Source organism: Streptomyces sp. NBC_01669 (assembly GCF_026339735.1).
GTDB lineage: Bacteria > Actinomycetota > Actinomycetes > Streptomycetales > Streptomycetaceae > Streptomyces > Streptomyces yanii.
Map to the genome: position 1 here is coordinate 3,453,490 of NZ_JAPEQG010000001.1, position 18,611 is coordinate 3,472,100.

The 18,611-nt window shown below is 69.5% G+C and carries 17 protein-coding genes and 1 pseudogene; 4 read left to right on the forward strand and 14 right to left on the reverse strand.

What is annotated here, in order from left to right; genetic code table 11:
* The first annotated feature begins 93 nt into the window (after positions 1 to 93).
* On the forward strand, positions 94 to 828 hold the full coding sequence (locus OG972_RS15130; RefSeq protein ID WP_266981858.1) for a class F sortase: 735 nt from the start codon (positions 94 to 96) through the stop codon (positions 826 to 828).
* Positions 829 to 863: 35 nt separating this feature from the next.
* On the opposite strand, the gene OG972_RS15135 is transcribed toward OG972_RS15130, so the two are convergent.
* The 9 genes from OG972_RS15135 to OG972_RS15175 form a co-directional block, all read right to left on the reverse strand.
* Complete coding sequence (locus OG972_RS15135; RefSeq protein WP_266981859.1) at positions 864 to 1,319, reverse strand: GNAT family N-acetyltransferase; 456 nt, start codon at positions 1,317 to 1,319, stop codon at positions 864 to 866.
* 92 nt (positions 1,320 to 1,411) lie between these two features.
* Positions 1,412 to 2,023: a response regulator transcription factor gene (locus OG972_RS15140; protein ID WP_266981860.1), complete on the reverse strand. Its 612-nt coding sequence runs from the start codon at positions 2,021 to 2,023 to the stop codon at positions 1,412 to 1,414.
* On the reverse strand, positions 2,020 to 3,198 hold the full coding sequence (locus OG972_RS15145) for a sensor histidine kinase (protein WP_266981861.1): 1,179 nt from the start codon (positions 3,196 to 3,198) through the stop codon (positions 2,020 to 2,022). The genes OG972_RS15140 and OG972_RS15145 overlap by 4 nt, the downstream gene beginning before the upstream one ends.
* The gene (locus OG972_RS15150) at positions 3,195 to 3,950 is read right to left on the reverse strand and encodes an ABC transporter permease (RefSeq protein WP_266981863.1); all 756 of its coding nucleotides are present in this window, start codon (positions 3,948 to 3,950) and stop codon (positions 3,195 to 3,197) included. Before OG972_RS15150 ends, OG972_RS15145 begins: the two co-directional genes overlap by 4 nt.
* Entirely contained in the window at positions 3,944 to 4,882 is a 939-nt protein-coding gene (locus OG972_RS15155) for an ABC transporter ATP-binding protein (RefSeq protein ID WP_266981865.1), read from the reverse strand. The genes OG972_RS15150 and OG972_RS15155 overlap by 7 nt, the downstream gene beginning before the upstream one ends.
* A gap of 138 nt (positions 4,883 to 5,020) precedes the next feature.
* Positions 5,021 to 7,135, reverse strand: coding sequence for a hypothetical protein (locus OG972_RS15160; protein WP_266981867.1), 2,115 nt, complete (start codon positions 7,133 to 7,135; stop codon positions 5,021 to 5,023).
* 175 nt (positions 7,136 to 7,310) lie between these two features.
* The gene (locus tag OG972_RS15165; RefSeq protein ID WP_266981869.1) at positions 7,311 to 7,757 is read right to left on the reverse strand and encodes a DUF6113 family protein; all 447 of its coding nucleotides are present in this window, start codon (positions 7,755 to 7,757) and stop codon (positions 7,311 to 7,313) included.
* Positions 7,754 to 8,746, reverse strand: a complete 993-nt coding sequence (gene mshB, locus OG972_RS15170) for an N-acetyl-1-D-myo-inositol-2-amino-2-deoxy-alpha-D-glucopyranoside deacetylase (RefSeq protein WP_266981871.1) — start codon at positions 8,744 to 8,746, stop codon at positions 7,754 to 7,756. Before mshB ends, OG972_RS15165 begins: the two co-directional genes overlap by 4 nt.
* Positions 8,747 to 8,865: 119 nt before the next feature.
* A complete protein-coding gene (locus tag OG972_RS15175; protein WP_266981873.1) occupies positions 8,866 to 9,060 on the reverse strand; it encodes a hypothetical protein in 195 nt (64 codons plus the stop codon).
* 205 nt (positions 9,061 to 9,265) lie between these two features.
* Between OG972_RS15175 and OG972_RS15180 the strand changes: the two genes are divergently transcribed.
* Positions 9,266 to 11,401 carry an alpha/beta fold hydrolase gene (locus OG972_RS15180; protein WP_266981875.1) on the forward strand — a complete coding sequence of 712 codons (2,136 nt, stop codon included), beginning with the start codon at positions 9,266 to 9,268 and terminating at the stop codon, positions 11,399 to 11,401.
* A gap of 288 nt (positions 11,402 to 11,689) precedes the next feature.
* Positions 11,690 to 11,824: a hypothetical protein gene (locus OG972_RS15185; protein WP_266981877.1), complete on the forward strand. Its 135-nt coding sequence runs from the start codon at positions 11,690 to 11,692 to the stop codon at positions 11,822 to 11,824.
* A gap of 240 nt (positions 11,825 to 12,064) precedes the next feature.
* Here OG972_RS15185 and OG972_RS15190 read toward each other — a convergent pair whose 3' ends face one another.
* From OG972_RS15190 to OG972_RS15210, 5 genes are all read right to left on the reverse strand, one after another.
* The gene (locus OG972_RS15190) at positions 12,065 to 13,267 is read right to left on the reverse strand and encodes an ABC transporter ATP-binding protein (RefSeq protein WP_266981879.1); all 1,203 of its coding nucleotides are present in this window, start codon (positions 13,265 to 13,267) and stop codon (positions 12,065 to 12,067) included.
* On the reverse strand, positions 13,257 to 14,234 hold the full coding sequence (locus OG972_RS15195) for an ABC transporter ATP-binding protein (protein WP_266981881.1): 978 nt from the start codon (positions 14,232 to 14,234) through the stop codon (positions 13,257 to 13,259). Before OG972_RS15195 ends, OG972_RS15190 begins: the two co-directional genes overlap by 11 nt.
* A gap of 13 nt (positions 14,235 to 14,247) precedes the next feature.
* A complete protein-coding gene (locus OG972_RS15200) occupies positions 14,248 to 15,222 on the reverse strand; it encodes an ABC transporter permease (protein WP_266981883.1) in 975 nt (324 codons plus the stop codon).
* The gene (locus OG972_RS15205; protein ID WP_266981885.1) at positions 15,215 to 16,138 is read right to left on the reverse strand and encodes an ABC transporter permease; all 924 of its coding nucleotides are present in this window, start codon (positions 16,136 to 16,138) and stop codon (positions 15,215 to 15,217) included. Before OG972_RS15205 ends, OG972_RS15200 begins: the two co-directional genes overlap by 8 nt.
* 95 nt (positions 16,139 to 16,233) lie before the next feature.
* Complete coding sequence (locus tag OG972_RS15210; RefSeq protein ID WP_266981887.1) at positions 16,234 to 17,862, reverse strand: ABC transporter substrate-binding protein; 1,629 nt, start codon at positions 17,860 to 17,862, stop codon at positions 16,234 to 16,236.
* 243 nt (positions 17,863 to 18,105) lie between these two features.
* Here OG972_RS15210 and OG972_RS15215 point away from each other — a divergent pair.
* Positions 18,106 to 18,540: pseudogene (locus OG972_RS15215) on the forward strand (dipeptide/oligopeptide/nickel ABC transporter ATP-binding protein); the annotation flags it as partial.
* Positions 18,541 to 18,611: the final 71 nt, after the last annotated feature.

An 18,611-nucleotide genomic window follows, 5' to 3' on the forward strand; every position in this document is an offset into this window, starting at 1 on the left:
TCGCGGCGGCTGCGTTTCCCCGGTTCCGCTGACTGGCCGAGCACCAACTGACCGATGCCACACAGAAGAAGGACAGAAGAAAGGCACGCTTCCATGGCCGCCCCGCAGTCGTCCGATTCCACCCCCTCCCGGCCCGGCTCCCCCGCCATCGGCCGCGCCCTTCTCTGGCCCGCAGCAGCGGCAGGGCTGGGCCTGCTCCTGATCTACAACTCCCTCGGCGTCTCGGACGACAACAAGCCGTTGACCACCCCCGCGGTGCTCGCACCCGCCGTCCCCGGGCCCGGCGTTCCCGCAGCCCCCGCACCCGCCCCCCCAGCCCCCACCACCCCCTCGGCCTCCGCTTCTCTCCAGGGCCTGTCCATGCCCGCTTCCCAGCCCAAGCGGCTCCGGATCCCGACGATCGCCGTCGACGCCCCCTTCACCCCCCTGTCCATCGGCCCGACCGGACAGCTCAACGCCCCGCCCCCCAACGACAAGAACCTGGTCGGCTGGTTCAAGGACGGCGCGACGCCCGGTGAGCGCGGCGCGTCCATCGTCGCAGGCCACGTCGATACGACGACCGGCCCGGCGGTGTTCCTGCAGCTCCAGTTCCTGAAACCGGGCGCCACGGTCGACATCACGAGGGCGGACGGCAGCGTCGCCTCGTTCAAGGTCGATTCGGTGGAGACCTTCAGCAAGGCGAACTTCCCCGACAAGCGGGTGTACGCCGACACCCCGTCCGCCCAGCTCCGCCTGATCACGTGCGGCGGCAACTACGACAGGAAGGCCAAGGACTACAAGGACAACGTGGTGGTGTTCGCCCATCTCGACAAGGCGACGCGCGCCTGAACCACCTGAACCACGGGGCAGCCCTTGGCTGCCCCTCAGCTGACGTTCTCCGTCCGTTCCAACTCCTTGAAGAAGTGATGACGGGTGTGGCCGCCCGGGAGCCCACCGCCGCTGCCGGTCTCCAGATAGCCCTGCCGACGGTAGAAACCGGGCGCCTGGAAGGACATCGACGAGACGATCACGGAGGTGCAGCCGCGCGCCAGAGCCTCGTCCTCGGCGGCACGCACCAGTCGGGCGCCCCACCCCTCGTGACGCCGGTCGGCCCGCACCCACACCTCGGAGATCCCGGCGCACCCGCCCCAGGTCCAGCCGACCAGCCCCGCCACCAGGTCACCCGCCTCGTCGGTGACCCGCACCGAGAGCCCCCGGTCGTCGTGGGCGCCCGTCGCATGGTTGTTGAAGGCCGTCAGCTCTTCGCTCAGCCGGGCGGAGAGCTCCGCGTCCTCCGCACCGACGCGCAGGTTCACGCCCGCGCTGCGTCCTGTCGTCATGAAGCAGAAGTGTGCCAGCTCCGCTGATCCCGCGAAACCGGAATTTCTCCAGGTCAGGGCGGCGCCGAGGCTGCCGCACCCCGGGGCCGGCCCTACAACCAGCCCTTCTCGCTCGCGATGCGCACCGCTTCCGCCCGGTTGCGTGCCGTCGTCTTCTGGATCGCCGTGGACAGGTAGTTGCGGACCGTGCCCTGCGAGAGATGGAGGGCTGTGGCGATCTCCGCGTTGGTGGAGCCGTCGGCCGCCGTGCGCAGCACGTCGCGTTCGCGCTCGGTCAGTGGGCTCGCGCCGTCGGCGAGCGCGGCGGCCGCCAGGGTCGGATCGATGACGCGTTCACCGGCGAGCACCTTCCGTACCGCTTCCGCGAGCTGGGACGCCGGGGCGTCCTTCACCAGGAACGCGTCCGCGCCCGACTCCATCGCCCGGCGCAGATAGCCGGGGCGGCCGAAGGTCGTGACGACGACGACCTTCACGGCCGGGAGTTCCCGGCGCAGCACGCCCGCCGCTTCGATGCCGGTCATGCCCGGCATCTCGATGTCGAGGAGGGCGACATCGACGGCATTCTCGCGGGCCGCCGCGAGGACCTCGTCACCACGGGCGACCTGGGCCACCACCTCGATGTCGGGTTCCAGACCGAGCAGCGCCGCGAGGGCCTCGCGCACCATGGACTGGTCCTCGGCAAGGAGGAGTCTGATCATGCTCATTCACCGGATCCTAGGCCGGATCCGAGCGGAACACTGAGGGTGAGGGTGAAGCCTTTACCGGAAACGGAGTCGGTGGCCCGGGTGGCCAGCGTGCCATCTATCGTGCCGAGTCGTTCGCTGATGCCGGTGAGGCCGTTGCCCGCCTTCGTTCCGGAGCCGCCCCGGCCGTCGTCCGCCACGGTGAGTTCGAGGACCCGGCCGTCGAGCGTCTGGCGGGGGGTGAGCGTGACCGCGCAGCGGCGGGCGCCGCTGTGGCGTACGACATTGGTGACGGCTTCCCGCAACGCCCAGGCGAGGACCTCCTCCGGCTTCTCGGGCAGCTCGGCGGGGGCGTCCGTCGGGATGTCGGCGACGATGCCCGCGGCGACGAGTGCGGTACGGGCCCCGGCCAGCTCGCCGGGGAGCGTGGGCCGCCGGTAGCCGGTGACCGCGCTGCGGACGTCCACCAGTGCCTGGCGGCTGACCTGTTCGATGTCGGCGACCTGGAGCGCGGCCTGCTCGGGGTGGTCGGGGAGCATCCGCCCCGCCAGCTCGCTCTTGAGCGTGATCAGGGAGAGGGAGTGGCCGAGCAGGTCATGCAGATCGCGGGCGAGCCGCAGCCGCTCCTCGTTGGCGGCGAGCTGGGCGACGGTGGCGCGGGCCTCGCGCAGCTCGATCGTCGTACGGATCATCTGCCGTACGCCGGTCATGGCGAATCCGCCGAGCAGGGCGGGGAAGACCAGGGCGGTGATGACCTCGCGCGGGTGGTCGCCGGTCAGGCCGAGGCCGACGAGTACGGCGGTGACGACGGGGATCAGCCAGCCGGCGGTCCTCAGGGGGAGGGTGGCCCCGACGGTGACGGAGACGTACACGAAGAGGACCAGCCACGGGGTGCCCAGCGTCAGGGAGAGGAGGGCTGCCAGGGCGCCGAGGAAGGTGATCGCCGCCCCGACCCGGCGGCGGTCCAGCGCCTTCGAGGTGTGACGGAAGACCAGGGCCAGGTATGTCCCGACGAAGACCAGCAGGCCGAGAGCTCCCAGCCCGGCGGCCCACGGGGTGTGGTTGCCGTCGATGAGGTCCTTGACCGGGGCGCTCATGAACGCGAGCCAGATGCCGATCCAGAGCAGCTTGACGCCCACCTGACGGCGGTCGGTCGGCGGGCGCCCGATCCCCACGAACGTCTCGTCGTCGTTCACGCCTTCAGGGTGTCCTTCCGGTAGAGCCAGGCCGCGCCGCCCGCGAAGAGCAGGAAGTAGACGCAGAGGATGGCGACGTCCTTGGCGTGCGGCGAGCCGCCCATCTCGACCGCCTGCCCGAGTGAAGCGTACGCGTGGGTCGGCAGCCACTCCGAGATGTTCTGGAGCCACTGCGGGAAGGTCGCACTCGGCATCCACAGGCCGCCGAGGATCGACAGCGCAAAGTAGATGATCATGGTGATCGGGCGGACCGCGTCCCCGCTGGCGATGTAGCCGATGGCGACGCCGAGCGCCGCGAAGACCAGCGATCCGGCCCAGATGACCCCGATCAGCGCGAACCACTGCCAGGTCTCCATCCGTACGTGCTTGACCACGGCGGCGACCAGGAACACGACCACGATGCACGGCAGGGTGACCATCGCGGCACTGGCGATCTTCGCCAGGACGTAGCCGCGGCTGGGCAGCGGGGTGAGGCGCAGCTGGCGGACCCAGCCTTTCTCGCGCTCCTTGGCGATGCGCTCGCTGTTACCCATGAGGACGGCGGTCAGAGCACCGAAGGAGGCCATCGAAACCATGAAGAAGGCCTGCAGGGTCAGGTCGGTGTGCGGGACCTTGTCGGTGGTGTTCCGGGTTCCGGAGATCAGCAGGTAGATCACCGACGGGTAGATGACCGAGAAGAACATGAACTTCTTGTTCCGCAGGGTGCGGGTCACTTCGAGCTTGACGAGTGCCCACGAGAAGAAGTTCAGCATGCGGTCCTGGCCTCCTCGGCCTCGGTGATGGCGACGAAGGCCTGCTCCAGGCCGAGTCCTGCGACTTCGAGTTCGCGCGGGTAGAGGCCGAGCGCGTAGACCGCGTGGACGGTCGCGTCGGCGTTGTGCGACTGGATACGGACCCGGTTGCCGCTGATGTCGAGCGTGGAGAGGAACGGCAGGCCGCGCAGGGACGATTCGTCGACCGCGCCCTCGAGTTCGAACGAGATCCGGCGGGCCCCGGCCTTCGCCTTGATCTCGGCAGCGGTGCCGTCGGCGAGGAGCCGCCCCTTGTGGAGGACGAGGACGCGGTCGGCGATCGCGTCGGCCTCTTCGAGGTAGTGGGTGGCGAACAGGACGGTACGTCCCTGCTCGGCCTGTTCCCGCATGGTGGCCCAGAACGCCTGGCGGGCGGTGACGTCCATGCCGGTGGTCGGCTCGTCGAGGACGATCAGGTCATTGGCCCCGGCGGTGGCGAGCGCGAACCGTACGCGCTGCTCCTGACCGCCGGAGAGTTTGTTGACCATCCGGTCGGCGATCGACGCGATGCCCGCACGGGCCAGTACGTCGCCGACCGGGTACGGCCGCGGGTGCAGATCGCAGACGAGCCGGACGATCTCCTCGACGGTGACGTCCTCCATCAGGCCGCCGGTCTGCAGCATCGCGCCGACCCGGCCCTTGGCGATCGCCTCCTGCGGGGAAGCGCCGAAGAGCCGGACCGTGCCGGAGTCCGCGGTGCGCAGGCCGAGGAGCAGGTCGAGAGTGGAGGACTTGCCGGCGCCGTTGGGGCCGAGAAGCGCCACGGTCTCGCCGGGGTGCAGGTCGAGGGTGAGCCCGTCGACGGCGCATACGTCTCCGTACGCCTTGCTGACCTGGTCGAAGCTGACCACTGCGGCGCGCGCGGTGGTGGCTTCGGTGGCTGCCGTTGTCATGCGTCCAGGCTGGCGGAGTGGAGTGGCCGCCCGGCAGGGTCACGGGTCGTGAATCGGGGATGACAGATGTCATGCCCCACGCATGACGCCGCCCCCGGAACAGGGGGCGGCGTCATCGGGATCCGTGCTTCGGTGGTGCTATCCGTTGCCGTCGAGGGCGATGGTGACGGTGCGCTCGGTAGGGGTTTTGCCGAGCAGCGCGGTCTGTATGGCGTGTGCCACATCGTCCGCACTGAGCTGGTGCTTCTTGCCGTCACCCTTGGTGATCATGATGCCGTCGAAGACGCCGTCACAGAGGGTGTCGATCGCGGTCTTGTTGTAGACCTCGACCAGCCGGCCGTCGACCGCCTTCATGGAGAGGATCTGCGGCAGCGACTTCGCCGGTCCGAACTGGATCTGCTTGGGCCCTGCCTTGATCGTGATCAGGCCGGACATCGCGGGCTTCGCGAAGTCCTTCATCGCCCGGTCCAGTTCGGCCTGGGCAATGGTGGGCTGGCGGGTGGTGACCGGCAGTTGGACCGTGGCCGCCTTGCCCGTCTGCACCTGGGCACGGTACGCGTCCCGTACCGAGATCATCGACCTGTTGACGTCCAGCGCCTTGCCCACCTTGCCGGGGACCGCGACGGCCTTGCCCGGCTCGAACTTGATCGTGCCGTCGTTGGCGGAGCCGGACACGCCCGCCAGGTCCGTCAGCGCGACCCCGAGCTTCTCCTCGTCGACCGGGATCACCGGGTCGGCCTTGCGCTCGGCGCCGAAGAGGGAGCCGATCACCGAGACCGGGTTGTAGTCGCTGCCCGCGGCGCCGCGCACGGTCTCCACGCTGTCCAGCGCGAGACCGGCCTTCTCCGGGGCGAGCTTCTCGTTCTTGCCGTCGACGGAGAGCTGGAGGGGGGTCTTGGCGCGCTCGCCGAGAGCCTCGTCCAGCTTGGCGACGGCCTGCTCCTTCGTGCCGCCGCCGATGTCGACGCCGAGGACGGTGGTCCCCTTGGGGACCTCGGAGTGGTTCATCAACAGCCCCGCGCCGTAGGCGACACCGGCCAGGACGACGACGCCCGCGCCGAGCAGGACCGGCTTCGAGCGGCCCTTCTTCTTCGCCGGGGCCGGGGCAGGGCGGGCGGGGGCGGGCGCCTGGGCGGCGGGGCCGCCCGGTCCTGCAGGTCCGCTGCCCATCGGGTCGTTCGGGCCTCGGGGCGGCAGGTCGGCGCGCGGACCCGGACCCGCGGGGCCGCCCACGTTCGGGAACAGGGACGGGGCGGACGGCGAGCGGTGCTCCGGCGGGACGACAGGGATACCGCTGTTGAGCGTCTCCCCCGAGACATGGCCGCCGGGGCCGGGCGGTGCGAACTGCGGTGTGAGGACGGCCGTGTCGTCGGACATCCGCGGGGGTACGCCACCGGGGGTGCCGGGAGCGGACGGTCCGCCGGGACGCGCCTGGCCCGCACCCGGACCTGCCGGGCCGGGGCCGAAGCCGTCCGGTCCGCCGAGGCGGGGAGTCAGGGACGAGGTGCCGGTGACCGGGCCGGTCGTCGGGCCGGACGGACCCGGCGTACGCACACCGAGATTCGGCGTGGCACGCGGCCCGCCCGGGACCGCGGAGTCGTCGCCGGGGCGGGGCGCGCCCTGGTCGCCGGTGCGCTGCGGACCGTCCGAGAAGAACGGCAGATCGGCGCGCGGCGGGGTGGGAGCACCGGATCCGGCACCCCCGCCCGCACCGGCGGATCCGGCAGCGGCGCTGCCGGCCGGCCCGGCCGCGGCGTCGACCACCGACGTGTTCGTCGGTGCCTTGCGCGGGGCGAACCAGTCGCTGCCGCTCTTCTCCCTGGCCGGCTTCTCGGCGCTCGGGTCCGCGGTCGCGGAGCCGTCTCTCGCGTTGGTGGCTTGTCCGCCCGATGCGCCCGGCTTGCCCGATCCGCCCGGCGTACCGCCGGACTCGGGTGCGCCCGGGCGCGGTGTGCTGCCCGTGCGCTCACGCGCGGCGTCCGCGTCGGCATCGCCCATCGGCGTACGCATCACGACCGGCGGGATGGGCCGCGAGCCGGGGATGTTGATCCGGATACGCGTCGTCAGCGTCGTCTCGGTCCTCGGCTCTTCGGACTGAGGTGGATCCGCAGGCTCCGGGGTCTCCTCCGGGGCGTCCTGCGAAGGGTGCAGCGACGGATACTGGCGTGATCCGTACGGCGGCGTACCCGAGGGATACGCGGCTCCCCCGCGCCCCTGGGGGCCGGTGGACGAACTGTCAGTTTCACGACTCAAAGCAGGTTCTCCCGATTGGCTCCGCCGCCCGTACTTCCCCCGTGCCGCAGGCCAGGGGACGGCTCGGCGCGCGAACCACCATACTGGCCGCCACCGACAGACACCCCGCGACCGGGGGAAACGACGGTGCGCCTCCCCGACGGACAGGGGGCATTACGGGATCGGACGTGGCACATTACTTGCCAGGTCGGCCGTTGTCGGCGCCTTGTTGGGGCGACCGCGACATGGTGGCACACATCACAGCGACGGCCATCCCCCCCAGCATGAAGAGGGTGAGCCCCAGTTCGTCGCCGAAGACGTAGTCGCCCTCCGGCCGTCCGCCGAGCAGAACGATGACCGAAATCAGCCAGCCCGCGGCGGGCGCGAGGGCGCCGATCTGGGTCCCGATGAGGATGCGGCCCCCGTAGAACAGTCCGGCGCAGGCCACCAGCGCGAGCAGCAAACCACCCGGGAACCATGCGGCTTGGACGAACGCTCCCGCGAGCCCGACGAGCGCACCGAGGACCGCGAGGCCCAGGTAGGCCCCGATGCGGCCCGGGTTCAGGGGTGCGGCGAGACCGGTGGGCACGGGCTCCCGGGGCGGAGTGTCGGTTCGGGTTCGGCGTTGCTTGCCGTTGCTCATGGCCGTGCTCCCGACTCAGCCCCCGGCACGTCCTCCGTACCCGATGCGCCCGGTACGCCCGGTACGCCCGGTACGCCCGGTACGCCCGGTACGCCCGGTACGCCCGGTACGCCCGTGAAGAGATCGTGTTCCCGTGCACCCGCGGGCGCTCCGGACGTTCCGCGTACCAACTCGTAGTACTCGGTGGTGAAGACGGGCTGACCCAGATCGTTCGAGAGGGCGAAGAACGGGCCGTCCACGGCGATCTGGGTGCGGTGTGCCCGCATCGCCGCCGTCTTGGCCGCCGCGTGGGCGGCACCGTCGATCTCCGCGGTGATCCGGGTGTCGTTCACCACACCCGGTACGTCGTCGATCGCGGCGATCCCCGGGAAGGCGTCGGGGGCCGTCGAGCGCAGTTGCGCGAATGCCTGCTCGGCGACGGAGCGCGGCACCCGGTTCCAGTAGATCTTGTCGATGGCGTGCGGGGCACCGAGTCCGCTGCGGTACGCGGGGTCGGCCGCCAGGTCCGCGGCGCGCATCGCGACGCGGTGCGCCTGGATGTGGTCGGGGTGCCCGTACCCGCCGTCGGGGTCGTAGGTGACGAGGACCTGGGGGCGTACCGAGCGGATCACCTCCACGAGGTACCCGGCGGCCTCGTCCACGTCCGTGTTCCAGAAGGCGCCGGGGCGGTGATTCTGCTCGGCACCCATCATTCCGGAATCGCGGAACCGTCCGGGTCCGCCGAGGAAACGGTGGTCGGTGACCCCGAGCTCCTTCATCGCGGCAGCGAGTTCACCGATGCGGTGGTCACCAAGGGTGTCGTCCCGATCGGCCGCGAGATGGGCGAGTTCGGGCGGGATGACCTCGCCCTCCTCGCCGCGCGTGCAGGTCACCAGAGTGACCCGGGCGCCATGGGCCGCGTACAGGGCCATGGTGGCGCCGTTGTTGATCGACTCGTCGTCGGGGTGCGCATGCACCAGGAGCAGACGACGGGCGGGAAGGTCCGTCATGGGACCCACCCTACGAGCCGACTGCCCTGCGGGCCGACCACGGAGGGGGCCGGGGCCCGTCGCAGCTGCGCGTGCCGGGCTCCCGCGAGCCCGGCATGATCCGAAGGACAGGCCCCGGATCAGAACTTGATGTCGCCGATCATGCCGGCCACATTCGTGGTCAGCTCCGAGATGGTGGGGGCAATGGACGAACTCGCGAGATAGAAACCGAGCAGCATGCAGACCACCGCATGTCCGCCCTTCAGTCCGGATTTCCGGATCAGCAGGAAGACGACGATCGCCAGCAGCACCACCGCCGAAATCGAGAGTGCCACGGCGGTTCACCTCCATCAGTACGGTCGGGCCGGGCAGCACACATGGAGCCAGCAGGTTCATACCCACCGAGCGCTACGGATCATAACTATCCGTGCCACAGCATTGATCGGGGGCACAGCAGCACGAGGGGCGCACGACCGGACGGTCGGGCGCTATGTCCGGTTCCGCGTTTCTCACTCCGCTCAGGCCCTAGGGTTCGGGGGTATGACCTCGCAGAAGCTCTCGTTTCCCCGTCAGCACGCCAGAACGCAGCGGTTCACCCTCGGCGCTCCGCGGGCGTTCACCGTCTCTCCGGACGGGGAGCGGGTGATCTTCCTGCGGTCGGCCTCCGGCACGGACCGGACCAACCGGCTGTGGGTGCTGGACCTGGCGGACGGTTCCACGCCGAAGGAGCGGGTCGTCGCCGACCCCGAGGCGCTGCTGGGCGGTTCGGCGGAGAAGCTGTCCCCACAGGAGCGGGCGCGGCGCGAGCGGAGCCGCGAGGGGTCTGCGGGGATCGTCGGCTATGCGGTCGACTCCGCGGCCGAGTTGGCGGCGTTCGCGCTCTCCGGGAAGGTGTACGTCGCCGAGTTGCGGGCCGGGACGGCCCGCGCGCTGCCGGTACCGGGCCCGGTGCTGGACCCGCGTCCGTCGCCCGACGGACGCCATGTCGCATACGTGTCGAAGGGCGCACTGCGCGTCGTGGGGGCGGAGGGTGACGGGGACCGGGCGCTCGCGGAACCCGAGGACCCGCACATCTCGTACGGTCTCGCGGAGTTCATCGCGGCCGAGGAGATGCACCGCTCGCGCGGCTTCTGGTGGTCGCCGGAGTCGGACCGACTGCTGGTCGCAAGGGTCGACGACAGTGCGGTGAAGCGGTGGTGGATCGCCGACCCGGCGCACCCGGACCGCAAGCCCGCCGAGGTCGCGTACCCGGCGGCGGGGACGCCCAACGCAGAGGTGCGGCTCCTGGTGACGGACCTGGACGGGGCCCGTACCGAAGTGGTGTGGGACCGGGGCCGGTATCCGTATCTGGCACAGGTGCACTGGTCGTCGGACGGCGCCCCGCTGATCCTGGTGCAGGCCCGTGACCAGCGCAGTCAGCTCTTCCTCGCGGTGGACACGGAGAGCGGTGCGACGCGGACGGTTCACGTCGACGAGGACCCGGTGTGGCTGGACCTGTTCCCCGGGGTGCCGGCGTGGGCGCCGGACGGGCGGCTCGTGCGGATCGTGGACGAGGGCGGGGCGCGGGTCCTCGCGGTCGGCGACCGGCCGCTGACCGGGGCGCAGTTGCAGATCCAGGCAGTCCTGGACATCGGCGAGTCGGACGTCCTGGTGTCGGCTTCGGCAGGCGAGGACGCGGCGGAGCCGGAGATCGGGCAGAGCCATGTCTACCGGGTCAACGAGCTGGGCGTGGAGCGGGTCTCCGAGGGGGCGGGGGTGCACTCCGCGGTCCGGGCGGGCGAGGTGACCGTGCTGATCTCGGCGTCGCCGGAGCGGCCCGGCACGGAGGTGCGGGTGCTCCGGAGCGGCAAGCAGGTCGCGACGGTCGCGAACCACGCGGAGGAGCCGGTTCTGACGGCCCGGGTGCGGTTCACCGAGGGGGGCGCACAGCGAATTCCGTGCGCCGTGCTGCTCCCCACCGACTATCAGGAATCAGATGGTCCGCTTCCGGTCCTGATGGATCCGTACGGTGGACCGCACGGGCGACGGGTCCTTGCCGCCCACAATCCGCACCTGACGTCGCAGTGGTTCGCCGATCAGGGCTTCGCGGTCGTCGTCGCGGACGGCCGGGGCGCACCGGGGCGCTCACCCGGCTGGGAGAAGGCGGTCAAGAACAATTTCGCCCTCAGCCTCGACGACCAGGTGGACGCGCTGCACGCACTCGCCGAAAGGTTCCCGCTGGATCTCTCCAAGGTGGCGATCCGCGGCTGGTCGTACGGCGGATACCTGGCGGCCATGGCCGCGCTCCGGCGGCCGGACGTCTTCCATGCGGCAGTGGTGGGTGCGCCGGTGACGGATCTGCGGCTGTACGACACGCACTACACCGAGCGCTATCTCGGCGATCCGGCCGAGCAGCCCGAGGTGTACGCGTACAACTCGCTTCTCACCGACGAGGGGCTGTCCGAGGCCGCGGACCAGGTCCGACCGATGATGATCATCCACGGGCTGGCGGACGACAACGTGGTGGTCGCGCACTCGCTGCGGCTGTCGTCGGCGCTGCTCTCGGCCGGGCGGCCGCATGAGGTACTGCCGCTGAGCGGGGTCACGCACATGACTCCGCAGGAGCAGGTTGCGGAGAATCTGCTCCTGTTGCAGGTGGACTTCCTGAAGCGGGCGCTGGGGCTGGACAGGGCCTAGTCGGGCGCTCCGTCCTCGGTCTCCCCCGGCCCCCAAGGGCCGGGGGGAGACCCTCGACGGCTTCTGCCGGCCGCGCGGGTCCGACCAGCCCGGTGGGTGCTGGGAGGGCGGCGGAGGCCCGAACACACCGGGCTGCGGGTAGCCGTGGCGCTGGTCCTGGGCAGTGGGGGCGGGGGCGCTGTCAGGGAAGCCTCTGCGGGCCACGGCCAGCAGCACCACCACTCCGGCGGTCGTTTCGAAGAACCACGTCGGTACCGTGAGCCGGCCCTCGGTCGGCAGCTTCCCGAAGTGGTCGAGCAGCTCGAAGTGCAGCACACGGGCGATTCCCGGGATCCCGCCGGGCAGCAGCAGCCCGGCGGCGATCATGCCGAACGGCCGGGCGTGCACCGCACCGGAGAGGGCGCTGATCCCCGCGAAGGGTGACGCGTGCCCCGCGCGTGAGTATCACGCCTGCGATACTCACCGGGCCCGGTCACCCGACAAGGGGGACGCCGGCACTCCGGTTGAACCGGGTAACCGGCCGGAGGGACATGACAGCCCCCCGACCGGTTCACGGCACCCGCACGGCCGTACGTTGTCCATCGTGATGCGTTCGTATATCGGACGTGCGACGGTCAAGTTGCCCGTGCGTTAACGAATCCGGGGTCGCGTTCCCGGCGGCGGTCAGTCGGCGTGCGCGCCTCCGGACGGGGGTGCCGGCCCGTCGCCCTTGCCCGTGGCGTCGTCGGGTGCAGCCGGTTCACCGGGCCCGCCCGGCTCCTTTGGCGCCCCGGGCTCCACCGGCTCCGTCTCCGGCACTTCCAGCAGCCCCTCCGGCGGCACCACCTGCTTCTCCTCCGCGAAGTGGCACGCCGAATCGTGTGCGGCCGCGGTGTCCGTCAGCCGGAAGACCGCCGGAACCGCGAGCAGCGGCACCTCCAGTTCGCACCGCTCCTGCGCCTTCCAGCAGCGGGTGCGGAAGCGGCAGCCCGACGGCGGGTGGGCCGGGGACGGCACGTCGCCGTGCAGGATGATCCGCTCGCGGTACTCGCGCGCCATCGGGTCCGGCACCGGCACCGCGGACAGCAAGGCCTGCGTGTACGGGTGCGTGGGGTGATCGTAGATCTGCTCGTCCGTACCGATCTCGGCGAGCCTGCCCAGATACATCACGCCGACCCGGTCGGAAATGTGCCGGACGATCGAGAGGTCGTGCGCGATGAAGACGTAACTCAGGTTGAACTCCGCCTGCAGCCGGTCGAGCAGGTTGATGACCTGGGCCTGTACGGAGACGTCGAGGGCCGAGACCGGTTCGTCGGCGACGATGATCTCGGGGTTGAGGGCCAGCCCGCGGGCGATGCCGATGCGCTGACGCTGACCGCCGGAGAACTGGTGCGGATAGCGGTTGATGTACTCCGGGTTGAGACCCACGACATCGAGCAGGTCCTGCACCTTGCGCCGCCGCTCGCCCTTGGGCGCGACCTCGGGGTGGATCTCGTACGGCTCCCCGATGATGTCGCCGACCGTCATCCGCGGATTGAGCGAGGTGTACGGGTCCTGGAACACCATCTGGATGTTGCGCCGCACGGCCTTCAGCGCACGCCCGGACAGCTTGGTGATGTCCTCGCCCTTGTACTTGATCGCGCCGGACGTCGGCTGTTCCAGGTGGACGAGCATCTTGGCGACGGTCGACTTGCCGCAGCCGGACTCCCCCACGATGCCGAGGGTCTCGCCCGCGGCCAGCTCGAAGGAGACACCGTCGACCGCCTTGACCGCACCGACCTGCTTCTTGATCAGGATGCCCTGGGTCAGTGGGTAGTGCTTGACGAGGTCGATGACCTCCAGGATGGGTTCGCCGCCCGCGCGAATACTCCCCTGTTCAGCGCGCATCGAGCGTCTCCTTCCAGAAGTAGCAGGCGCTCTCACGGTGTTGGGCCACCTCGAACAGCGGCGGCACCTCGCCTCGGCAGATCTCCTGGGCCATCGGGCAGCGCGGGTTGAAGGCGCAGCCGGGCGGGATGTGCAGCAGGTTGGGCGGCAGTCCCTTGATGGCGTACAGCTCCTGGCCCTTCTGGTCCAGCCGCGGAATCGACTGGAGCAGGCCCTTGGTGTACGGGTGGGCGGGCGCCTTGTAGATCTCGTGGACGGGGGCCGACTCGACGATCCGGCCCGCGTACATCACGGCGATGTAGTCGGCGACATCGGCGACCACGCCCAGATCGTGGGTGATCAGGATGAGACCCATGTGGAGCTCGCGCTGGAGCTCGGCGAGGAGGTCCATCACCTGGGCCTGGACGGTCACATCGAGGGCGGTGGTGGGCTCGTCCGCGATGATCAGCGACGGTTCCAGCGCCAGCGCCATGGCGATCATGATGCGCTGGCGCATGCCGCCGGAGAACTGGTGCGGGTAGTTCCCGACCCGTTCCTTCGCGGCGGGGATGCGGACCCGGTCCATCAGCTCGATGGCCTTCAGCTTGGCGTCCTTGCGCGACATCCCTCGGTGCACCACGAACATCTCGCCGAGCTGCTCCCCCACGCTGAGCACGGGGTTGAGGGAGGACAGGGCGTCCTGGAAGATCATGGCCATCTGCTGACCGCGGACCTTCCGGCGCTCCTCCGCCTTCAGTTTCAGCAGATCGCGGCCCTTGAAGAGGATCTCGCCGCCGCTGATCCTCCCCGGCGGCATGTCGAGGATCCCCATGATCGCCTGCGCGGTGACCGACTTGCCCGACCCGGACTCGCCGAGCACGGCGAGCGTCTCGCTCTCGGCCACCGAGTAGTTGACCCCGTTGACGGCCTTGGCCACACCGTCCCGGGTGTGGAACTCCACGTGCAGATCGCGCACTTCGAGCAACATGGCAGCGGGCTCCTCAGCGCAGCTTGGGGTCGAGGGCGTCGCGCACCGCGTCGCCGAGCATGATGAAGGCGAGCACGGTGACCGCCAGCGCCCCGGCGGGCCAGAGCAGCATGTGCGGGGCGTTGCGGATGTAGTTGGCCGCTGCGGAGATGTCGATGCCCCAGGAAACGGCCGGCGGTTTCAGGCCGACGCCCAGGAACGAGAGGGTCGCCTCCAGAGAGATGTACGTACCGAGGGCGATGGTCGCGACGACGATCACGGGGGCGACCGCGTTGGGGGCGATGTGGCGGAGCATGATCCGGGAGTTGGAGGCGCCGAGCGCTCGGGCCGCCTGGACGTAGTCGTTCTGTTTGGCGGTGATGACCGAGCCACGTGCGATACGGGCGATCTGCGGCCAGCCCAGCAGAACGATGAAGCCGATCACCGGCCAGACGGTGGAGCCGGGCACCACGGAGAGGAAGACCAGGCCGCCGAGGACGACCGGGATGCCGAAGAACACGTCGGTGAGACGGGAGAGGATCGAGTCCCACCAGCCGCCGAAGAAGCCGGCGAAACCGCCCAGGATGCCGCCGAGGAGCGAGACTCCGAGGGTGGCGCAGACACCTACGGTGACCGAGGCCCTGGCCCCGTAGACCGTACGGGTGTAGACGTCGCAGCCCTGCCCGTCGAAGCCGAACGGGTGGCCGGGCTGTGAGCTCTCCTGAGCCTTGCCCAGGTCGCAGTTGAGCGGGTCCTGGTTCGTGATCAGCGACGGCCAGATCGAGATGATCACCAGGAAGAGGATGATCAGGGCGGAGATGATGAAGACCGGGTTGCGGCGCAGGTCGCGCCAGGCGTCGGACCAGAGACTGCGGGGTTTCTCCGCCGGCCCGGTCCCTTCGGGGCCGCCCGGGGTCTTCTCCAGGGTCTCCCCTTCCTCAATGGCGAGGTCCATGCCCGCACCCGCTCCTCCCGCAGAGATCACTTCGTCCGGGGTCTGCTCAGGCATAGCGGATCCTCGGGTCGAGTACGGCGTACAGGAGGTCGACGATCAGGTTGGCCGCCAGGAAGACGAGGACCAGGATGGTGACGAACCCGACGACGGTCTGGGAGTTCTGACGCAGGATGCCCTGGTAGAGCTGGTAGCCGACGCCGTGGATGTTGAAGATGCGCTCGGTGACGATCGCCCCGCCCATCAGGGCGCCCACGTCCGTACCGATGAAGGTGACGACGGGGATCAGAGAGTTGCGCAGCAGATGCCGGATGACGACCCGGCGCCTGGGGAGGCCCTTGGCGACGGCGGTACGGACGTAGTCGGCGCGGGCGTTCTCGGCGATCGAGGTCCGGGTGAGCCGGGTGACGTACGCCAGGGAGACCGAGGCGAGGACGAGCCCAGGGACGAGGAGTTCGTTGAACGGCGCCTCCGAAGAGACGGACGGATCGATGATCCCCCATTTCACGCCGAGGAGGAGCTGGAGCAGCAGACCGGTGACGAAGGTCGGGACGGAGATGACGACCAGGGTCAGGATCAGCACGGTGGTGTCGACGGGGCGGCCGCGGCGCAGACCGGTGACGACGCCGAGGCTGATGCCGATGACGACTTCGAAGACGATCGCGATGACGGTGAGCCGAATGGTGATGGGGAAGGCGGTGGCCATCAGCTCGGTGACCTTCTGGCCGTTGAACGCGGTGCCGAAGTCGCCGGTGAAGACATTGCCCATGTAGGTGACGTACTGCTGCCAGACCGGCTTATCGAGGCCGAATTCCTTGCGGAGTTGGGCGGCGGTCGCAGGATCGCACTGGCGCTCGCCGCAGAGACCCGCAATGGGGTCACCCATCACGTTCACCATGAGGAAGATCAACAGCGTGGTGCCGAAGAAGACCGGGATCATCTGCAGCAGCCGCCGGATCACATACCGTCCCATGAGGGGCTCCGGGGGTCGCGGGGGGGCAGTTACTCGGGGATGGGGAAGCCGGGTGGCCGGTGCGGGGTGTGCACCGGCCACCCGGCTTCCGGGTCCTACTTGACCTTGATCTGCTCGTACACCGGGACGCTGAACTGGTTCAGCGCGACGTTGGTGATCCGGTCCGAGTAGCCGGCGCTGCCGTTCTGGTACCAGAGCGGGATGACGGGCATCTGTTCGGCGAGAACCCTCTCCGCGTCCTGGAACGTGGAGACGGCCTTGGCCTTGTCGGACTCGGCGTTGGCCTTGTCGATCAGGGAGTCGAACTGCTTGTTGCTCCACTTGCCGTCGTTGGACGAGGCGTTGGTGTAGTAGGTCGGCTGCAGGAAGTTCTGGATCAGCGGGTAGTCCATCTGCCAGCCCGCGCGCCAGGGTCCGGTCAGCTTCTGCTGGGAGACCTGGCTGCGGAAGTCGGCGAAGGTGCCGACCGGGGCGCCGACGCAGGCCTTGTTGTTGCCCAGCGCCTTGTTGATGCTGTTGCAGACGGCGTCGACCCACTCCTTGTGCGAGCCGGTGTCCGCGTTGTACGAGATCTTCAGCTGGCCGCCGGGGATCCCGCCGCCCTCCTGGACCAGCTTCTTGGCGTCCGCCGCGTTGTACTCGCACGGGGCACCGCAGAGCCCCTTCTTGAAGCCGCCCTCCTCGCCGAGGACCGGGGAGGTCCAGTCGGAGGCGGGAGTGCGGGTCTTCTGGAAGATCTGGCTGGTGATCTGGTCCCGGTTGATCGCCATCGACAGGCCCTGCCGGACCTTGATGCCTCCGGGGGTGTCCCACTTCTTGTCGTAGAAGGGGAAGGCGATCGTCTGGATGATGCCGGCCGGGGTGTTGATGTAGCGGTCGCCGAGGTCCGCCTTGACGTTCTTCAGCTGCGAGGCCGGTACGTCGTCGACGAGGTCGAGATTGCCCGCGACCAGGTCGGTGTAGGCGGTGTTGCTGTCCGTGTAGACCTTGAGGTCGATGCCGCCGTTCTGCGCCTTGTCGTCCCCGGGGTAACCGTCCCACTTGCGCAGGCTCATCGAGGAGCCCTTGGTGTAGTTCTCGATGGTGTACGGGCCGTTGCCGACGGGCTTGGACACCCAGGCGGCGTGGTCGGTGAAGAAGGCCTTCGGCAGGGGTGCGAAGGCCGGGTAGCCGAGGGTGTCCGGCCAGAGCGAGAACTTCTGCGACAGCTTGACCGTGAAGGTCTTCGGGTCGACGACCTTGAGGCCGGAGAGCGTGGCCGCGGAGGCATTGCCGGTGTTCGGGTGGACCTTGTCGTAGCCGTCGATGTAGCCGAAGAAATAGGCGTTCTTCTGATTGTTCTTCAGCAGGGCGCCGTAGTTCCATGCGTCCACGAACGAGTGCGCCGTGACCTTCTCGCCGTTGCTGAAAGTCCAGCCGTCCTTCAGAGTGATGGTGAAGTTCTGCGAGTCGGTGGACTCGATCTTTTCGGCCAGCATGTTCGTGGCCGCACCGGTCTTCGGGTCGTACTTCTTCAGCCCCCGGAAGACCATGTCGAGAACTTTGCCGCCCTGCACCTCGTTGGTGTTGGCGGGTTCAAGCGGGTTCTGCGGGTCACCCCAGGAGGAGCTCACAATCCCATTGGCGCCACCGCCACCACCGCCGCCCCCGCCCCCGCAGGCCGTCGCCATCAGGGCAACGGCAACTGCGCAAGCGGCCCACTTGGCTTGTGTGGCTCCGCGCATGGAAAGCCTCCTTATCGGTCCTCATCACACGTAGAGCCAAATATCACCTCATCAACAGATCAACGCATCAGCACGACGGCCGTCCGTGGTACCCCGTCACCGGAACGGCCGGATGTCCCCGCACAACGAAAGAGACACACCAGGGATCGGACACGGACGCCCGATCCGATCCGTTTGCGCCGTTCCGCGAAAGCGCCGTCCGTCCAGAGGACGCCGCGCATGTGTTTGATCGGGTCCACCCGACTCCTGGAGATCGTGGGGCTCGATCCGGAACATGACAACCGCTTCCCTCACGAGTTCTCCGGCGGTCAGCGCCGGCGCATCGGGGTGGCCCGCGCGCCTGCCCCGGAGCCGAAGCCGACCGGACCTGGCCATCGTGCGCCACCCCTCGCAGCGCGCCGCGGTGATGCACCTCGGCCGGATCGTGGAGATCGCGGACCGCGAGGACCTGTACGGCAAACCACGCCACCTGTACACGAGGGCGGTCCTGTCCGCCGTGCCCGCTGCTGGAAGGCCACGGACAGGTACGTGAGCGAGGCACCGCCCCCGGTACAGGTGACGGGCGGCCGTGACAGCCATCTGACGGCCTGCCACTGTCCGGAGGTCTCCGGTACCGCCCCGGACGTCCCGCAGGCGCGTACCGCCTCCGGCGGCCCCAGGATCGACAAGGCTCCCTGAGCCCCCAGGGGGTTCCCGGGTCGGCGAAGGCCCGCGCCCTCGCATCAACCCGGGTACGGACCTTCGTCCGA

What these genes read in the sequence shown, in the direction of transcription:
- OG972_RS15130 (WP_266981858.1), top strand. Translation starts at nt 94, where the DNA reads ATGGCCGCCCCGCAGTCGTCCGATTCCACCCCCTCCCGGCCCGGCTCC.
- OG972_RS15135 (WP_266981859.1), bottom strand. Translation starts at nt 1,319, where the DNA reads ATGACGACAGGACGCAGCGCGGGCGTGAACCTGCGCGTCGGTGCGGAG.
- OG972_RS15140 (WP_266981860.1), bottom strand. Translation starts at nt 2,023, where the DNA reads ATGAGCATGATCAGACTCCTCCTTGCCGAGGACCAGTCCATGGTGCGC.
- OG972_RS15150 (WP_266981863.1), bottom strand. Translation starts at nt 3,950, where the DNA reads ATGCTGAACTTCTTCTCGTGGGCACTCGTCAAGCTCGAAGTGACCCGC.
- OG972_RS15155 (WP_266981865.1), bottom strand. Translation starts at nt 4,882, where the DNA reads ATGACAACGGCAGCCACCGAAGCCACCACCGCGCGCGCCGCAGTGGTC.
- OG972_RS15165 (WP_266981869.1), bottom strand. Translation starts at nt 7,757, where the DNA reads ATGAGCAACGGCAAGCAACGCCGAACCCGAACCGACACTCCGCCCCGG.
- mshB (WP_266981871.1), bottom strand. Translation starts at nt 8,746, where the DNA reads ATGACGGACCTTCCCGCCCGTCGTCTGCTCCTGGTGCATGCGCACCCC.
- OG972_RS15180 (WP_266981875.1), top strand. Translation starts at nt 9,266, where the DNA reads ATGACCTCGCAGAAGCTCTCGTTTCCCCGTCAGCACGCCAGAACGCAG.
- OG972_RS15190 (WP_266981879.1), bottom strand. Translation starts at nt 13,267, where the DNA reads ATGCGCGCTGAACAGGGGAGTATTCGCGCGGGCGGCGAACCCATCCTG.
- OG972_RS15195 (WP_266981881.1), bottom strand. Translation starts at nt 14,234, where the DNA reads ATGTTGCTCGAAGTGCGCGATCTGCACGTGGAGTTCCACACCCGGGAC.
- OG972_RS15200 (WP_266981883.1), bottom strand. Translation starts at nt 15,222, where the DNA reads ATGCCTGAGCAGACCCCGGACGAAGTGATCTCTGCGGGAGGAGCGGGT.
- OG972_RS15205 (WP_266981885.1), bottom strand. Translation starts at nt 16,138, where the DNA reads ATGGGACGGTATGTGATCCGGCGGCTGCTGCAGATGATCCCGGTCTTC.
- OG972_RS15210 (WP_266981887.1), bottom strand. Translation starts at nt 17,862, where the DNA reads ATGCGCGGAGCCACACAAGCCAAGTGGGCCGCTTGCGCAGTTGCCGTT.